The organism is Marinovum algicola (assembly GCF_900109145.1).
Taxonomy (GTDB): Bacteria; Pseudomonadota; Alphaproteobacteria; order Rhodobacterales; family Rhodobacteraceae; genus Marinovum; species Marinovum algicola.
The window spans coordinates 56,951-73,870 of sequence record NZ_FNYY01000005.1 but is presented as its reverse complement, the minus strand read 5'-3'; the positions used below and the strand labels follow the sequence as shown (position 1 = coordinate 73,870).

General features: G+C 65.6%; 15 protein-coding genes and 1 riboswitch. Of the genes, 2 read left to right on the top strand and 13 right to left on the bottom strand.

The genetic code is table 11. The features are described 5' to 3' along the window. Nucleotides 1–17: 17 nt before the first annotated feature. The 12 genes from BMW90_RS08975 to BMW90_RS08920 form a co-directional block, all read right to left on the bottom strand. Nucleotides 18–2,465, bottom strand: a complete 2,448-nt coding sequence (locus BMW90_RS08975) for a GcvT family protein (protein WP_074836184.1) — start codon at nt 2,463–2,465, stop codon at nt 18–20. A 76-nt stretch (nt 2,466–2,541) separates the two neighbouring features. Beyond that, entirely contained in the window at nt 2,542–3,438 is an 897-nt protein-coding gene (locus tag BMW90_RS08970; protein WP_074836182.1) for a homocysteine S-methyltransferase family protein, read from the bottom strand. 118 nt (nt 3,439–3,556) lie between these two features. Continuing rightward, complete coding sequence (locus tag BMW90_RS08965) at nt 3,557–5,992, bottom strand: GcvT family protein (protein ID WP_074836181.1); 2,436 nt, start codon at nt 5,990–5,992, stop codon at nt 3,557–3,559. Nucleotides 5,993–6,016: 24 nt separating this feature from the next. Further along, complete coding sequence (locus tag BMW90_RS08960; RefSeq protein ID WP_048532857.1) at nt 6,017–6,586, bottom strand: helix-turn-helix domain-containing protein; 570 nt, start codon at nt 6,584–6,586, stop codon at nt 6,017–6,019. Between the two features lie 103 nt (nt 6,587–6,689). Further along, nucleotides 6,690–7,148, bottom strand: coding sequence for a GAF domain-containing protein (locus tag BMW90_RS08955; protein ID WP_074836180.1), 459 nt, complete (start codon nt 7,146–7,148; stop codon nt 6,690–6,692). A 109-nt stretch (nt 7,149–7,257) separates the two neighbouring features. Continuing rightward, nucleotides 7,258–8,424, bottom strand: coding sequence for a methionine adenosyltransferase (metK, locus tag BMW90_RS08950; protein ID WP_074836178.1), 1,167 nt, complete (start codon nt 8,422–8,424; stop codon nt 7,258–7,260). Nucleotides 8,425–8,430: 6 nt separating this feature from the next. Further along, a riboswitch (SAM-SAH riboswitch) is annotated at nt 8,431–8,478 on the bottom strand. Between the two features lie 36 nt (nt 8,479–8,514). Next, nucleotides 8,515–10,062: an apolipoprotein N-acyltransferase gene (gene lnt / locus BMW90_RS08945; RefSeq protein WP_074836177.1), complete on the bottom strand. Its 1,548-nt coding sequence runs from the start codon at nt 10,060–10,062 to the stop codon at nt 8,515–8,517. A 2-nt stretch (nt 10,063–10,064) separates the two neighbouring features. Continuing rightward, complete coding sequence (locus BMW90_RS08940; RefSeq protein WP_048532861.1) at nt 10,065–10,988, bottom strand: hemolysin family protein; 924 nt, start codon at nt 10,986–10,988, stop codon at nt 10,065–10,067. A gap of 11 nt (nt 10,989–10,999) precedes the next feature. Beyond that, on the bottom strand, nt 11,000–11,524 hold the full coding sequence (gene ybeY / locus BMW90_RS08935) for an rRNA maturation RNase YbeY (protein WP_048532863.1): 525 nt from the start codon (nt 11,522–11,524) through the stop codon (nt 11,000–11,002). Nucleotides 11,525–11,610: 86 nt separating this feature from the next. Next, the gene (locus BMW90_RS08930) at nt 11,611–12,627 is read right to left on the bottom strand and encodes a PhoH family protein (RefSeq protein ID WP_048532864.1); all 1,017 of its coding nucleotides are present in this window, start codon (nt 12,625–12,627) and stop codon (nt 11,611–11,613) included. Nucleotides 12,628–12,774: 147 nt separating this feature from the next. Next, nucleotides 12,775–13,086 (bottom strand): hypothetical protein, encoded by a 312-nt coding sequence (locus BMW90_RS08925; RefSeq protein WP_048532866.1) that lies wholly within the window; start codon nt 13,084–13,086, stop codon nt 12,775–12,777. Between the two features lie 13 nt (nt 13,087–13,099). Beyond that, nucleotides 13,100–13,696: an OmpA family protein gene (locus tag BMW90_RS08920; protein ID WP_048532867.1), complete on the bottom strand. Its 597-nt coding sequence runs from the start codon at nt 13,694–13,696 to the stop codon at nt 13,100–13,102. Between the two features lie 494 nt (nt 13,697–14,190). Here BMW90_RS08920 and BMW90_RS08915 point away from each other — a divergent pair, with 494 nt between their 5' ends. Beyond that, complete coding sequence (locus BMW90_RS08915) at nt 14,191–14,532, top strand: hypothetical protein (RefSeq protein ID WP_048532868.1); 342 nt, start codon at nt 14,191–14,193, stop codon at nt 14,530–14,532. 79 nt (nt 14,533–14,611) lie between these two features. Here BMW90_RS08915 and miaB read toward each other — a convergent pair whose 3' ends face one another. Beyond that, nucleotides 14,612–15,943: a tRNA (N6-isopentenyl adenosine(37)-C2)-methylthiotransferase MiaB gene (gene miaB / locus BMW90_RS08910; RefSeq protein WP_074836175.1), complete on the bottom strand. Its 1,332-nt coding sequence runs from the start codon at nt 15,941–15,943 to the stop codon at nt 14,612–14,614. A gap of 105 nt (nt 15,944–16,048) precedes the next feature. Here miaB and BMW90_RS08905 point away from each other — a divergent pair, with 105 nt between their 5' ends. Then, on the top strand, nt 16,049–16,918 hold the full coding sequence (locus tag BMW90_RS08905) for a hypothetical protein (protein ID WP_074836436.1): 870 nt from the start codon (nt 16,049–16,051) through the stop codon (nt 16,916–16,918). The last annotated feature ends 2 nt before the right edge of the window (nt 16,919–16,920 follow it).

Below are 16,920 nucleotides of genomic sequence, written 5' to 3'. Positions count from 1 at the left end.
CCCGTGCCAGGCCAAGGTCAAGCCCGCATGCGGTCGTTTCCGGGATCGTACATCGGCCGCAGCGAAACTTCGGCCGGCACCCGCTGCCCGGCGACGTCGATCTCGTAGCGCGAGGCCTTGACCTCGGCCGCGCTTTCGCCGGCGCAAGGAACATACCCCAGCCCGATGGCGCCGCCCAGATGGTGGCCATAGGCACCCGACGACAGGTAGCCCACGATCTTGCCGTCGCGCAGGATCGGCTCGTTGTGATAGAGCAGCGGCTCGGGATCGGTCAGGCGGAACTGAAGCAGGCGCCGGTCGAGCCCGGCCTCCTTCTTGCGCAGCACCGCGTCGCGGCCGATGAACGCCGGTTTGGCGGACTTGACCGCAAACCCGAGGCCCGCCTCGAGCACGTGATCCTCGCAGGTGATGTCGTGGCCGAAGTGGCGAAAGGCCTTCTCGATCCGGGCGCAATCCATCATGTGCATGCCGCAGAGCTTGAGCCCGTGGTCCGCCCCCGCCGCCCGCAGCGTTTCAAACACATGCGCCGCCATGTCCGAGCTGACGTACAGCTCCCAGCCCAGCTCGCCGACGTAAGAGACGCGATGCGCCCGCGCCAGCCCCAGACCGATTTCGATCTCCTGCGCCGTGCCGAAGGGGTTGATCGCGTTCGAGAAATCATTGGGCGAGACCGATTGCAGCAGCGTCCGGGCGTTCGGCCCCATCACCGCCAGCACGCCTTCGGCGGCGGTCATGTCGGTGATCGTGGCACGGTTTTCGCCCTGGTGGCGGCGCAGCCAGGTCTCGTCGGCCAACCGTGAGGCCGCCGGCGTGACCACCAGATACGCGGTCTCGGAGAGGCGGGTGACGGTGACATCGGCCTCGATCCCGCCGCGCGCATTGAGAAACTGGGTATAGACGATGCGGCCCGCCGGCACCGACATGTCATTGCCGCAGACATGGTTGAGAAAGGCCTCGGCATCCGGCCCCTCGACGCGCAGCTTGCCGAAAGAGGTCATGTCGTACATGCCGACAGAGCTGCGCACCGCGGCCACCTCATCGGCGACATTGTCGAAGAAATTCTGCCGCTTCCAGGAATATTCGTAATCGCGCGCCTGCCCGTCGCGGGCGAACCAGTTGGCGCGTTCCCAGCCCGCCAACTCGCCAAAGACCGCGCCTTCGGCGGCCAGATGCGCATGGAAAGGCGTGCGCCGGATACCGCGCGCGGTGGCCTTCTGGCGAAAGGGGAAGTGATCGGCGTAGAGCAGGCCCAGCGTCTCTTTCGACCGCTCGAACAGGTAATGGCGGTTGTTCTGCACCGGCGCCATGCGGGCGATATCGACGTCCCCCAGGTCGAACGGCTTTTCGCCGCTGCCCATCCAGTCGGCCAGCGCCATGCCGGCGCCACCGGCCGACTGGATGCCGACCGAGTTGAAGCCGGCGGCGACCCAGACATTGTCCATGCCAGGACAGAGGCCCAGGTGATAGGCGTCGTCGGGGGTGAAGCTTTCGGGGCCGTTGAAAAAGGTGTGGATGCCGGCCTCGGCCAGCATCGGCAGGCGATTGACTGCCTGCTCCAGGATCGGCTCGAAATGGTCGAAATCCTCGGGCAACTGGTCGAATTCGAAACTGTCGGGAATGCCCTGCATGCCCCAGGGTTTCGACACCGGCTCGAAGGCGCCCAAAAGGATCTTGCCGGCGTCTTCCTTGTAATAGGCGCATTCATCGGGAACCCGCAGCACCGGCAGCTCGCTGAGCCCGGCAATCGGTTCGGACACGATGTAGAAATGCTCGCAGGCATGCAGCGGCACATCGGTGCCCAGCATCGCGCCCACCTCGCGGCCCCACATGCCGGCGCAGTTGATCACATGTTCGCAGGCGATATGGCCCTGGCTGCTGTCCTCGGCCTGCCAGTCGACGCCGGTGATGCGGCGGCCCGTGCGGGTGACGCCGGTGGCCTTGGTGCGCTCGGCGATCACCGCGCCGCGCTGGCGCGCGCCCTTGGCCAGCGCCAGCGCGATATTGCCGGGGTCGCCCTGCCCGTCCTTCGGCAGATAGACGCCGCCGACCACATCCTCGCGGTTGAGATGGGCATACCGCCGGCCGATGTCGTCCGGGCCAATCTCCTCAATCTCGACCCCGAAGGCGCGCGCCATGCCGGCGGACCGGGCAAGTTCCTCCATCCGTTCGCCGGTCAATGCCACGGTGATCGACCCCACCCGCTTGAAGCCGGTGGCAACGCCGGTCTCTGCCTCGAGCGCGCCATAGAGCTCCTGACTGTATTTCGCCAGCTTCGTCATGTTGGCGGTGGCGCGGAGCTGGGCGATCAGCCCGGCGGCATGCCATGTGGTGCCCGAGGTGAGTTGTTTGCGTTCAAGCAGCACGACGTCTTTCCAGCCCAGCTTGGTCAGGTGATAGGCGACGGAACAGCCGATGACACCGCCACCGATGATGACGGCGCGGGCGTGAGTGGGCAGATGCGGCATGGGGCAGACTTTCCTGGCAGGCCGGGCCTCGCGGGGCGCGTCCCCGGACCCGGAAAGAGTTGGAACGGGTGAGGGTTCAGACGATGCTGTGGCCTTCGGTTTTCAGGCGGCGGGCGATCTCGGCGATATGGGCGGGGCTGACCTCGCAGCAGCCGCCGATGATGGTGGCGCCCTGGGCAACCCAGCGCAGGGCGTGCCGGGCGTAGATTTCGGGCCCCATGTCGCTGCGCGGCGCCAGCGCGTCGACGGTGGGATTGGCCTTGAGGAACTCCTTGGTGATCTGCGTGAAGCCGTTGGCATAGGCGCCCGTCGGCAGCCCGCTCCCGGCCATGGCATCCAGCGCGGCCGGCATCGCCTCGGGCGCCGAGCAATTGGCCAGCACGGCGGCGGCGCCCTCGCCGACGGCGATCCGGGCGACCTCGGTGACCGGCTCGCCCGAGCGCAGCCGGCTGCCGTCCTCGTCATCCACGGTGCAGGCCAGCCAGACCGGCTTGCCCCCCGGCACCGTCGCGGCGAGGATGTCACGGGCATGGGCCAGAGAGGCGACGGTTTCGCAGAGGATCAGGTCGACCCGCGGAATGTGCAGCGCCGCGATCTCGCGATAGATCGCCACGGCCGCATCCGACGCCGGATGCAGATCGGGGCGGTAGGAGGCGCCGATCGGGCCGATGGCACCGGCAATGCGGCCCGCACCATGCGCCCGGCGCGCGGTCTCGGCCTCGTGCAGCGCCCGGTCATGCAGCGCGGCGAACTGCGCTTCGATGCCGGCCTGGGTCAGCCGATCACGCAGGATGGCATAGGTGTTGGCAGTGGCGACGGTGGCGCCCGCGGCAAAGAAATCGGCATGCACCTGCGCCACCAGGCCGGGATGGTCGCGCATCACCTGGGTCGACCAGAGCGGCGTCGGCCGGTCTCCGGCGCGGTGCACCAGCTCCTGGCCCATGCCGCCGTCGAGGAGGGTGATCCGGCTCATCGTGCCACGCCCCGGCCGGGGTGGGTGCGGCAGGCCGGGCATTCTGCGGCGCTGCCTCTGTCCCCGCGCGCGAGGGCCCTCCCGAGGGCAATTGGACACAAAAGAAAGGCCGGATCGGTCATGCGCGGATTCTTTCGTTCCTGGGGTCCCAGAGGCCGCCGACCGGGTGGACCCGGGCGGGACAACGTGTGCCGAAAATATCGACTTCGATCTCGCTGCCTGGCGCGGTCAGATCGCTGCGCAGCATCGCCAGCGCGACCGAGCCGCCGACCCGATGACCCCAGTCGCCCGAGGTGACCTCGCCGACCACTTCGTCGCCTTTCCACAGGGTCGCCATGTAAGGCGCGTCGCATTCCCCGGCATCGATTTGCAGCGAGACGCAGCCTTTGACCGGACCCTGCTGTTTCTCAGCCGCCAGGGCTGCCTTGCCGGGAAACTCCTTGGACCAGTCGATAAAGCGGTCCAGCCCGCCTTCGAGCAGGGTGTAATCGGTCGACAGATCGCCCTTCCACGCCCGATAGCCCTTTTCCAGCCGCAGGGCGTTGAGGGCGAACATGCCGAAGGGCTTTGCCTCGGCTTCGGTAACGGCATCCCAGATCGCCGGCGCGTCCTCGGTGGCGCAGTGGATTTCCCAGCCCAGTTCGCCGGCGAAGGAAACCCGGAGCAAGGCGCAGGGCCTGCCCGCGACCTGGCCTTCGAAACTGGCCGAAAGCCAGGGTTTCGTCAGGTCGTGATCGGTGAGCGGCCCGAGGATCTCGCGCGCCTTCGGGCCGGTGACCAGCAGGCATTCGACCGCGTCGGAATGATCGGTCACGGTGATGCCTTCGGGCGCCTGCCGCCAGAGCAGCTCGGCGTCGTGCCATTGCGCCACCGCTGCGGTGATCAGCCCGACGTCATCGGGCCCGTGCACCATTGCCGTCATTTCGGTCAGGATCCGGCCGCGTCCATCGGGGAAATAGCAAAGCCCGACCCGGCCTTCGCCAGGCATCCGCGAGGCGGTGAGACTGTCGACGTAATCCCGCGCGCCGGGGCCCTCGACCTTGAGCCGGGTGAAGCCCGAAATCGCGAGAATGCCGCAGTGATCGCGCACCGCCTCGCATTCCTCCTGCACCCGCGGCGCCCAGGGGCCGGAGCGGGCCCAGGTGTGGGTGGCCTCTTCGGAGGTGTCGTCGCCGGGTTTGGCAAACCAGTTCGCCCGTTCCCAGCCGTTGTAATCGCCAAAGACCGCCCCCGCCGCTTGCAACCGGCCATGCAACGGCGACAGCTTGCGGTCGGGTGCGGCGGGCCAGCGATGATGCGGGAAATGCATGGCATATTCGTGGCCATAGACCTCCATCGCCTTGGCCTGGCAATATGCCGGATCGGCGTAATCGGTGAAACGGCGCGGATCGACGGCCCACATGTCCCATTCGGTCTGGCCCTCGGTGACCCATTCCGCCAGCACCTTGCCGGCGCCCCCCGCCTGGGTGATGCCGAAGGTGAAGACGCAGGCCTCATAAGCCTCCGGCACGCCGGGCATCGGGCCGATCAGCGGCAGCCCGTCGGGGGTATAGGGGATCGGCCCGTTGATGACGCGGCCGACACCGGATTGCCCGAGAAGGGGCACCCGCGCCATGGCGTCCTCGATATACCATTCCAGCCGTTCGAGATCGTCAGGGTAGAGCTGGAACGAGAAATCCTCGGGCATCGGATCGTCGGGCGTGACCCAATGCGCCTTGCAGTTGCGCTCGTAGGGGCCGAGGTTGAGACCGAATTTCTCCTGCCGCAGGTAATACGAGCTGTCGACGTCGCGCAGGAGCGGCAGCTTGCCGTTCTCCTGCGACCAGGCCTCGAGCTCGGCCACCGGCTCGGTGAGGAAATACTGGTGGCTCATTACCGTCATCGGCACGCTGCGCCCGCCATAGGGTTTGAACCATTCCCCCACCCGCTGGGCATAGTAACCGGCGGCGTTCACCACCTTTTCGCAGGTGATGTCGCCCTTGTCGGTGTGCACGACCCACTGGTCGTTGCTGCGGCTCACACCGGTGGCCGGGCAGAACCGTTCGATCCGCGCCCCGGCCTGGCGAGCGCCGCGCGCCAAGGCCTGGGTGAGCTGTGCCGGATCGATATCGCCGTCGTCCGGATCATAGAGCGCGCCCGCCAGATCGTGGGTTTCCATGAAGGGATAGCGGTCTTTTAGGTCAGAGACCTGCATCATCTCGAGCGAGAGGCCCTGATAGTTGCCCATGCTGCACGCGCGCTCGAACTCCATCACCCGTTCCTTGCCGTGCCCCAGCCGGATCGAGCCGGTGACATGATAATTCATCGGGTAATCCACCTCGTCCGACAGGCGGCGATAGAGCTCCAGCGAATAGCGCTGCATGTTCATCACCGCCCAGGAGGTGGAGAAGTTCGGGCAATTGCCCGCCGCATGCCAGGTGCTGCCGGCGGTCAGCTCGTTCTTTTCCAATAGCACAACCTCCCAGCCCTCCTTGGCGATGTGATAGGCGCAAGAGGCGCCGACGGCGCCGCCGCCGATGATGACCACGCGGGCCTGGGTGGGAAAATCGCTCATGGTTCGGTCCTGTGCTTGTCGGTTTCAGTAGACCGGCGGGGCAATCACCCAGATTGCCACCGCCGGCTCGTCATAGGGGTTGATCCAGCGAAACGGCTCGCCGCGGATGCGAAAGCTGTCGCCCGGCTCCAGCGTGAAGCGGCGCGCGCCGATCTCGAGATCGAGCCTGCCGGTGATCAGATACCCCACCTCCTGGGTCGGGCGGCGGACGGTCTCGCCGATCTCGCTTCGGGGCAGAAAGGTGGAATGCACCATCTCGAAATCATCGGTCAGATCGGGCGAGAGCAGCTCTTCCACCAGCCCGGCCGCGCCGGAACCCAGCCGCCGCCGGGCATCGCGGCGCACCACCAGGCCGGCTTCTTCGGCGGGAATCGGCGTATGGCCGAACAACATCGAGATCGGCGCCTCAAGCACCGCGCCGATCTGGCGCAGATCGTCGATCGAAGGCTCCGAGAGATCGCGTTCGACCTGGCTCAGCCAGCCCACCGACCTTTCGAGCCGCGCCGCCAGTTCGGCCAGCGTCAGCCCCCGCGCCCGGCGAAGAGCGCGCAGGTCGGCCCCGAGGCTCTGACTGTTGGTGCTGTGATGGTCCATCGGCCTTCCCGTGCGAACGATCCCGGTGAAAATCCGGGCCTGTTTTTCACGGTGAACCGAGTCGTGAAATTTCGCAAGAAAATTTCACGCCGCGCTGCGGCGCTCAGACTTGGCCGAAAACCTGCGTCAGCAGGCCGGCCAATCCCCGGGCATCCGCTTGCGTGAAGGCCGCCGGCCGGTCGCTGTCGATGTCGAGCACGCCGATCAGCCGGCCATCGCCGCGCCAGACCGGCAACACGATTTCCGACCGGGTCGACGTGGCGCAGGCGATGTGGCCGGAAAAATCCTCCACATCCTCGACAAGCTGCACCTCGCCGGTCCGCGCCGCCGCACCACAGACCCCGCGCGAAAATGGAATGGTCAGGCAGCCATGGCCGCCCTGATAAGGCCCGATCTTGAGCACCTCCGGCCCGGTCACGCGGTAGAATCCGGTCCAGTCAAAGCGGTCGTCGGCGTGATGCAGCTCGCAGGCCATTGTCGCCATGAGCGCGACCTCGTCGCTTTCCCCTTCGGTCAAGGAGGCAAGCGTCTTGGAAATCTCGGAATATTCAATGCGTGTCATCGCGTGCGCCCCGGCTGTCACAAAAGAGCCGCAGGGCTCTTTTTCTGTTCGATAGTATCCTCGGCGGAAGGCCGCAGGCCGGGGGGCAAAGCCCCCCGTACCCGTCGTCTCAGATCTCTTTCTTCAGCGCCTCGACCAGATCGGTCTTTTCCCAGCTGAAGCCGCCGTCGGCCTCCGGCTCGCGGCCGAAGTGGCCATAAGCCGCGGTGCGGGCATAGATCGGCTTGGCGAGGTCAAGGTGCTCGCGGATGCCGCGCGGCGTGAGGTCCATCACCTTGGGGATCGCCCGTTCGATTGCCTCGACATCGGCCTTTTCGGTGCCAAAGGTGTCGACATAGATCGACAGCGGCTTGGCCACGCCGATGGCATAGGAGAGCTGCACGTTGCACTTGTCGGCCAGACCGGCCGCGACGACGTTCTTGGCGACGTAGCGCGCGGCATAAGCCGCCGAACGGTCCACCTTGGTCGGATCCTTGCCGGAGAACGCGCCGCCGCCGTGCGGGGCGGCGCCGCCATAGGTGTCGACGATGATCTTGCGGCCGGTGAGGCCGGCGTCCCCATCCGGGCCGCCGATCACGAAGGTGCCGGTCGGATTGACCCACCATTCGGTTTCCTCGGTGATCCAGTCGGCGGGCAGCACTTCGCGGATGTAGGGCTCGACGATGGCGCGGATGTCGGCGGATTTCTGGTATTCGCTCTCGTGCTGGGTCGACAGCACGATCGAGGTCACGCCCACCGGCTTGCCGTCTTCATAACGCACCGAGATCTGCGATTTCGCGTCCGGGCGCAGGGTCGGCTCATCGCCGGATTTGCGCGCCTCGGTCAGCCGGCGCAGGATGGCATGGGCGTATTGGATCGGCGCCGGCATCAGCTCGGGCGTCTCGTTGGCGGCATAACCGAACATGATGCCCTGGTCGCCGGCCCCGTCCTTGTCGACACCTTGCGCAATGTGCGCCGATTGCTCGTGCAGGAAGTTCAGCACGTGGCAGGTGTTCCAGTGGAACTTCTCCTGCTCGTAGCCGATGTCGCGGATGCAGTCACGGGCGATCTGGCCGATCCGGCCCATGTAGTTCTTGAGCAATTCCTGATCGGTCAGACCGACCTCGCCGCCGATGACGACAAGCCCTGAGGTGGCGAAGGTTTCGCAGGCGACACGGGCCATCGCATCTTCGGCCAGCAGCGCGTCGAGCACGGCGTCCGAGATCCGATCACAGACCTTGTCGGGGTGCCCTTCCGAGACGGACTCGGAGGTAAAAATGTAGTTCTGACGAGACATTGGGATTGCTCCATTGATTGCCGGCGTCACGCCAGGAAGCCGTTGTGACGCCCGAATGAATTGACGCGCTATGCCGCGTCGGGGGCAAGGTCAACCAGGAATGCGCCGGCGCCGTGCGATTGCGGCTAGGCCGAGAGCAATCAGCAACACCAGCAGCGGCATGTCGCCCGTCCGGGCATAAGGCGTGGGTGGCAGCGCGGGCGGCAGTGCCGCGTCGAAATAGCCGGCCGCGTTCAGCGGCAGCGCCTCGACGATGCGCCCCTTGGCGTCGATCACCGCCGAGACGCCGGTATTGGCCGCGCGCACCAGCGGCAGCCCGGTCTCGATGGCGCGCATCCTTGCCTGTGCCAGATGCTGATAGGGCCCGGTATGGGCGCCGAACCAGGCGTCATTGGTGAGCTGGATCAGCACATCCGGGCGCGGCCGGTAGCGGGCATATTGCGGAAAGACCGCCTCGTAGCAAATCAGAGGCAAGGCCCGGGCAAAGCCGAGGTCGAGCAACGCCGGACCGGGGCCCGCCGCATAGCCGCTCTCGACCCGCGCGGCGAGACCGGTGATGCCGAGACGCTGCCAGAAGCCGGGAAAGGGCATGTATTCTCCGAACGGCACCAGGTGATGCTTGTCATAGACCTGCCCGGCACGGCCCTCTGCGTCCGCCAGCACGGCGGAGTTGTAGAACGCCCGCCCCTCGGCCCGCTGGATGCCCAGCAGCAGCGGCACACCCCCCACCTGCTCGGAAATATAGGCCAGCGTCGGCGCCGCATCCTCGAGCAGCACCGGCACCGCGCTTTCCGGCCAGAGGATCAGATCGGGCCGTGGGCCCTCGGCCGAAAATGCCACCATGCGGTTGAAAAAGACCGGGATCATGTCGGGATCCCATTTCTGGTCCTGCGGTGCATTGGGCTGGATCAGACGCAGCACCGGCGCCGTCTCGGGGGTCTCTGGCAGCACCCGGGCATCAAGTGTCACCGCCGCATACCACAGCAGCGTGCCCAGCCCGACGGTGAGACCGAAGACCCGACCGGCCTTGAGCAGCGGCAGCGAGACCGTGAGGCGCTGCCAGAGCCAGACCGGCAGGGCCGCCATGGCAAGGGTCAGGGCCGTCAGGCCGTAGGGGCCGATCCAGGCCGCCAGCTGGGCAAAAACCGTCTCGGTCCAGATATAGCCCGGCAGCGCCCAGGGAAAACCGGTCAGAACATAGCCCCGCGCCAACTCCACAGCGGCCAGCCCGAGGGCAAGGCGCAACGGCCCGCCGCCCAGCCGCGCCGCGCCCCAGAAGGCCAGCGCCCTGAACAGCGCCAGTCCGCCGGCAAGGCCGATCAGGCCGAAGGGTGCCATCCAGCCGTAGATCTCGGGCTCGACGAGAAAAGGTTCGACGATCCAGTTCAGCCCGGCGGCGAAATAGCCGGTGCCGGCGAACCAGCCGAGGACGGCCGCCCGGCGCGGCGCCATCGGCTCGCCGGAGAGGGCGAAAAGGCCGATCAGCGCGACAAAGCCCAGCGCCGCCCAGCCCAGAGGCGCCAGGCCGGTGGCGGCAAGCGCGCCCAGCAAGGCGGCGCAGAGCCGCTGACGCCAGGGATGCCGGCGAAGCCCTCGGGCCAGGCCCTGCGCCACGCCATGTGCCGGAGCTGCCGGCATCGCTAGGAGGCGTCCGCGACGGGGGTCTGATCCACACCGTTTCGCGCCAGCGCCTGGAGCCGCACCCGCAGCCGCTTGATGCGGCGCGGATCGGCGTCCACCACCTCGAATTCGGGCCCGTCGGGATGCGGCACCATCTCGCCGCGCGCCGGCACATGGCCGGCCAGCACGAAAACCAGCCCGCCGAGGGTGTCGATCTCTTCGGCGTCGACCTCGTCGGTAGCGGTGAGATCCATGCCGATCTCGGCCTGGAACTCATCCAGCGGGGTCTTGGCCAGGGCCAGGTAGGTGCCGGATTTCTCTACCGTCCAGAGCTTGTCCTCGTCGAGATCGTGTTCGTCCTCGATCTCGCCGATCACCTGTTCGATCAGGTCCTCGATCGTCACCAACCCGTCGACGCCGCCGTATTCGTCGATCACCAGCGCCATGTGGCGACGCTCGGCCTGCATCTTGGTGAGCAGCACGCCGATCGGCATCGAAGGCGGCACATAGAGCAGCGGCCGCAGCATCGCCTTGAGCGAGAAACGCCCGCCCTTGCCGTTGAAACCGTGCTTGAGGGCAAAATCCTTGAGGTGGACCATGCCGACGGGCGTGTCGAGCGTGCCGTTGTACACCGGCAGCCGCGACAAGCCGCTGTCGCGAAAGACATCGACAAGATCGTCGCGGGTGATGGTGATCGGCACGGCGACGATATCGGCCTTGGGGATGGCCACGTCCTCGACCGCGAGGCGGCGGAGGTTGATCATGCCGTGGGTCTGTGGCAGCGGCGCCGGGAGGTTGGCGCGAAGGTCTGCCGCTTCGTCGGTGTCCGACGGGCGCAACACCTGGAACATCCTGCCAAAGAGGCCGGGACGCTGGGGTGTGTCTGTGTCGAGGTCGGGAAGCGCGCGTTGCGCTGCCTTAGAGCTGGGGTCTATGTCGTCCATCAATCTGTCCGTTACGGGCCTGACGGGCCCTGATCGCTCCTATATGGGTCTGAAATACCCAGTTTGCCAAGTATGGCACGTTCATGTGCCTCCATCACAGTGGCATCCTTGTCGCGGATATGGTCAAACCCGAGCAAATGTAACACCCCATGCACCATCAGATGGGTGACATGAGCGGCAAATGGCTTGTCCTGCTCTGCCGCCTCGCGCTGGCAAGTCTCCCAGGCGATGGCGACATCGCCGAGGTGATGCGGATCGGCTTCGTCGCCCGGTTCCGGCGCCTCGGGCGCGGCGCCCGCCGCTTCGGGGGCCAGATCCTCTTCGGGCCAGCTCAGCACATTGGTGGGCCGGGGCTTGCCGCGGAAATCGGCGTTGAGCACGGCGATGCGGGCGTCGTCACAGGCCAGAACGGCAATCTCGTATTCCGCCGCCCTGTGGCCGAGATGCGCCAGAGTCGTCGCCGCGGCGGTTTCGGCCAGCGTCTCGAGGCCGGCCTCCTGCCAGCGGTCGTCTTCGAAGATGGTTTCGGTGAGCATATGGCTGATCGCCGGGGCGCTGCCCCGGACCCCGCGGTATTTTCAAACAGAAGAAGACGGATGGGCGGTGCCCGCCCGGCGGCCGGTCACGGCGTCTCGGCATCCTTGTCATAGGCCTCGATGATGGCGGCGACCAGCGGGTGGCGGACCACGTCCTTGGCGGTGAAATAGTTGAAGGCGATCTTGGGGATGGTCTTGAGCAGCCGTTCGGCATCGGCCAGTCCCGATTGCACGCCGCGCGGCAGGTCGACCTGGGTGCGGTCGCCGGTGATCACCATGCGCGAGCCTTCGCCCAGACGGGTCAGGAACATCTTCATCTGCATCGAGGTGGCGTTCTGTGCCTCGTCGAGCACCACGAAGGCATTGGCAAGCGTCCGGCCGCGCATGAAGGCCAGTGGCGCAATCTCGATCTTCTTTTCCTCGATCAGCTTGCCCAGCTGCTTGGCCGGAAGGAAATCGTTCAGCGCGTCATAGAGCGGCTGCATGTAGGGATCGACCTTATCCTTCATGTCGCCGGGCAGGTAGCCGAGCTTTTCGCCGGCCTCGACCGCCGGGCGCGACAGGATGATCCGGTCGACATGGCCGTTGATGAACATGTTCACCCCGACGGCCACCGCGAGATAGGTCTTGCCGGTGCCGGCGGGGCCGATGCCAAAGGCCAGCTCTTTTTCGAACAGGCTCTGCACATAGGCCTTCTGCGCCTCGGTGCGCGGCTCGACCAGCTTCTTGCGGGTCTTGATCTCGACCGCGCCCTTGGGAAACATGTCGAGCTGATCGCCGTCGCGGGCGCCGGTGGCCTCGGCGGGGCCGCCCATGCGCAGCTCGCGGTCGATGTCGGCGGGCTCGACCGGGCGGCCGGCTTCGAGCCGCTCGTAGAGCGCGGTGAGCACGGCGGCAGCCTGGTCGCGGGCCTCGGTCTCGCCAATCACGGCAAGCTGGTTGCCGCGGCGCAGAATCTGCACCGATAGCCGCGCCTCGAGCGCCGCGAGATTGGCGTCGAATTCACCGCAGAGGTCGATCAGCAGGCGATTGTCGGGGAACTCAAGCACCGTCTCCTGTAGGGTGTCAGGGGTGATCGGGTCGTCGAGATGCGGTGCGCTCAAGGGGGTCTCCGTCGTGTATCCAGGTCGAGCGTGGCCGAGTGTGCGGGGCTTGGCAAGGGGGCGGATGGAAATGTCATTGCCGGGTCACGAAAAACAGCCGCGGAGCGGTTCCGCGGCTGTCGGCTTCGTCAGGCGCCCTTCCCCGGATCAGTTGGGATCGGCGATCGGCGAGCCGCCTTTGAAATCGCCGGCGGTATAGGTCGGCGGGGCCACGCCCGAGCACACCGGTTTGCCGTAGCGGTCGAGGCGGTTGACCTGATAGCCCTCGACGCCATCGTCGGAGATCCAGTGATCGCAGCCGTCGGGATCGACATAGACGCCCCACTTCAGCGATTTCAGCGAATGCGCATTGATTCCACGGTCGATGGTCTTGTCGGCGGGATAGCCGCGCAGACCTTCGTCACAGGCCGAAACCGCAAAGCCCAGCGTCAGGGCGGCACAGAGTTTGACGATGTTCATATCTCTTGTCCCCTTACTGGAAGCACAGGATTTCGACGCGGCGGTTGCGCGCCATGCCTTCGACCGAGCTGTTCGGTGCGACCGGCGCGGTTTCGCCCATGCCGCGGACATCGGCGATCTTGGCGCCGACCGATTCCGCCACCTTGGCCACGGCGATGGCGCGGTTGTAGCTGAGGCGGAGGTTGTATTCATGGCTGGCGCGGCTGTCGGTATGGCCGACGATGGTATAGGCGAAGGCCGAAGACCCCCGGAAGAACTCTTGCAGCCGGGCGCGGCCGTTGGCGTGAATGCGATAGCTGTCGGTGGCAAAGAACTGATCGGTGTTGACCCGCCCGCAGGGCGTCACGTCGTGGCAGATCGGCGTGCCCTTGCGCGTCAGCCGGTTGGAGGCATAGCCCTCGGCACCGTCATCGGCGGCCCAGACCTCGCAGCCATCCGGCGTGAGCACGATATTGGGTATGTACTGGCCCTGATCTCGGCCCTGTTGCGACGGCGTGTCGCGTGCGAAACCCTGTGCATTGGCCAAAGTGGCCGTCAGCAGGGCGGCCGCGGCAACGGCGGCGCATCCGGTGGCAGCGGCCCGAAAGGCTTTGGTGATTGTGATCCCCACAGCGTCTGTCCCTTGTTCGAAATTGTTTCCCCCAGAGATCCCGGCACGAGAATCGCTGCACCGGGACCTGAACTCATTTGACATCAACACATTAGCAAACAATTGATAGGTGTGAAGGAGAAAATCCAGATATTGCGGTGACTTGCGGGTCATGCCGCTATATCGTCCATTGCCGCCGGGTTCGGTCGCAGAATAGTGCAAAGATTCTCAGGCGGTTAGACAACCGTGACGAGATGTTCATCATCGGCCGCTGGCGCGCCCACACCACAGGATTGCGCAGTAAGACAGGATAATCGCCATAAAATGGCGTGTTTGGCGCGCTACGGGCAACAAAGTTAAAAATTTCTTTTGAAAATCTTAACGGACCGGTACTCTGCCGCACAGTCTCGTTGAGATGCGCTGGATGGGCTGCCCCGCGAAACCGGGCAGACAGCGTTTGTCTGGGCGTATGCTTGGCCGAAAAATTGGCCTATGATTTAGGTTAGGGTAAACTTATGAAAAAAGCACTTGTACTGGCCGCTGTCTGCGCGGCGCTCGCGGCCCCCGCCATGGCCGGCGGCAAATATCACAAGAAACACAACCGCGAATATGGCCCGACCGACAACACGATCGTCGTGAGCTGCTTTCGCGGCCCGTGGAACGAGGTGATCTGGGATCGTCCGAACGCGGTCTTCGTCGACAGCCTGGTGGCGGTCGGCTACGAATACCCCACCGCACATGCCATTGCTGAGCGGGTCTGCCGCGACAAGGCGCTGGTGGGCAATCCCGAGGGGCTGAAATCGACGATGCGGAACATCTATCGCAACCGCGCCTCGCACCGGAAACACAACTACTGACACCCCGCAGGGGAGCAGGAGACGCAAGGGCGGGCCTCGGTCCGCCCTTTTGTTGTGACGGGCCGGCGGGCCGCGCCGCCTAGTTCAAGACGCCGGCGAGGGAATTCGCGGCGCTGTCGACGATGCGGACGCGGGCGATCTCGCCCCGGGCGACATTGGCCTCGGCGACGTGAACGGCGTGCAGATATTCCGACTTGCCGACCATTTGGCCGGGCAGACGGCCTTCCTTTTCGAACAGCACCGAAACCTCGCGGCCGACCATGGCGTCCTGCAATTCGCGCTGCTGCTGATTGATCAGCGCCTGGAGACGCTGGAGCCGGTCGCTCTTGACGTCCTCGGCCACCTGATCGCGCTCGGCGGCCGGGGTGCCGGGGCGGGTGGAATACTTGAAGGAAAAGGCGGTGCCGTAGCGGGCGGCCCGGATCAGATCGAGCGTGGCCTGGAAATCCTCTTCGGTCTCTTCGGGGAAACCGACGATGAAATCGCCAGACAGATGCAGATCGGGACGCACCTCGCGCAGCCGGTCGATCAGCTTCAGATAGCTTTCGGCGGTATGGGCGCGGTTCATCCGCTTGAGGATCTTGTCCGAACCGGCCTGCACCGGCAGGTGCAGATAGGGCATCAGCTTGTCACACTCGCCATGCGCCGCGATCAGATCGTCGGTCATGTCGTTGGGATGCGAGGTGGTGTAGCGGATGCGCGCCAGCCCGTCGATCTTGCTCAGGCCCCGGACCAGCCGTGCCAGCGACCAGTCGCCGCCTTCTCCGGCGCCGTGATAGGCGTTGACGTTCTGCCCCAGCAGGGTGATCTCGCGCACCCCGCGATCCACCAGATCGCGGGCCTCGTCGAGCACCTGCACGGCCGGGCGCGAGACCTCGGCGCCGCGGGTGTAGGGCACGACACAGAAGGCGCAGAACTTGTCGCAGCCTTCCTGGACGGTGAGAAAGGCGGTCGGGCCGCGCGCCGCCTTGGGGCGCGATTTCAGCCGTTCGAACTTGTCTTCCTCGGGGAAATCGGTGTCGAGCGCCTTGGCCCCCTCGCGCGTCTTCGCCTCCATCTCGGGCAGGCGGTGATAGCTCTGCGGGCCGACCACCAGATCGACCAGCGGCTGGCGGCGCATGATCTCCTGTCCCTCGGCCTGCGCGACGCAGCCGGCAACGCCGATCTTGAGATCGGGTTTCTCGGCCTTCAGCCCCTTGTAGCGGCCCAGCTCGGAATAGACCTTTTCCGCCGCCTTTTCACGGATATGGCAGGTGTTGAGCAGGATCATGTCGGCGTCGTCCGGCGAAGACGTCTCGACATAGCCCTGCCCGCCCAGCGTCTCGGCCATGCGTTCGCTGTCATAGACGTTCATCTGACAGCCATAGGTCTTGATAAAGAGCTTCTTCGGTTCGGGCTTCAAGTCGGACATTGGGGGATTCCTCGGACGCGCGTCTGAGCCGCGTGCCTACATCAAAAGCCCCCTCTCTTGCAATGCACACAAAATTCACCGATTCTGCGGCAAAACGAGGCCGAGATGCAGTATTCGTCGCTTTCCGATTTCCTCGCCCGAGGCAAAGACGCGCTGGCCAGAGGGCCCGTGGCGCTGATCCTCTGCGAGGATGAGGCCGAGGTTGCCTCGACCCTGCGCCACCACCAATATCAGGGCTTCAAGGCGGTCGTGGGATTCATGCCCGCGCGGATCACCCTGCCCGAGGATCTGGTGGACAGCATTCACCGGGTCGACCACAGCCACGTGCGCGACGGCGGCATCGACACCATCGTCAACGCGGTGATCCCCCGGGCCGGCGATAACTGGGTCTATTACTGCTACAACGCCGAATACCTGTTCTATCCCTTCTGCGAAACACGGACCATCGGCGAGATGCTGGCCTTTCACAGCGAGGAACGGCGGGATGCGATGCTGAGCTTTGTCGTCGATCTCTATGCCGGGGATCTGCGGCGTTTCGGCAATGCCGTCTCGCTCGAGAGCGCGCATCTCGACCGCACCGGCTATTACGCTCTGGCCCGGCCCGATCCCGCGAACAACAATCATCCCAAGGAACGACAGCTCGATTTCCACGGCGGGCTGCGCTGGCGTTATGAGGAACATGTGCCGGCGCACCGGCGCAAGATCGACCGGATCTCGATCTTTCGGGCCCGGCCCAAGCTGAAGATGCGGCCCGATCACACCTTTTCCGACGAGGAATACAACACCTATTCCTGCCCGTGGCATCACAACATCACCGCAGCGGTGGCCTCGTTCCGCACCGCCAAGGCACTCAAGCTCAACCCCGGTTCGACCTATGACATCGCGGCCTTCACCTGGCACAATTCGGTGCCCTTCGAATGGCATTCGCGGCAATTGCTGGATCTGGGGCTGATGGAGCCCGGGCAGTGGTTCTGACC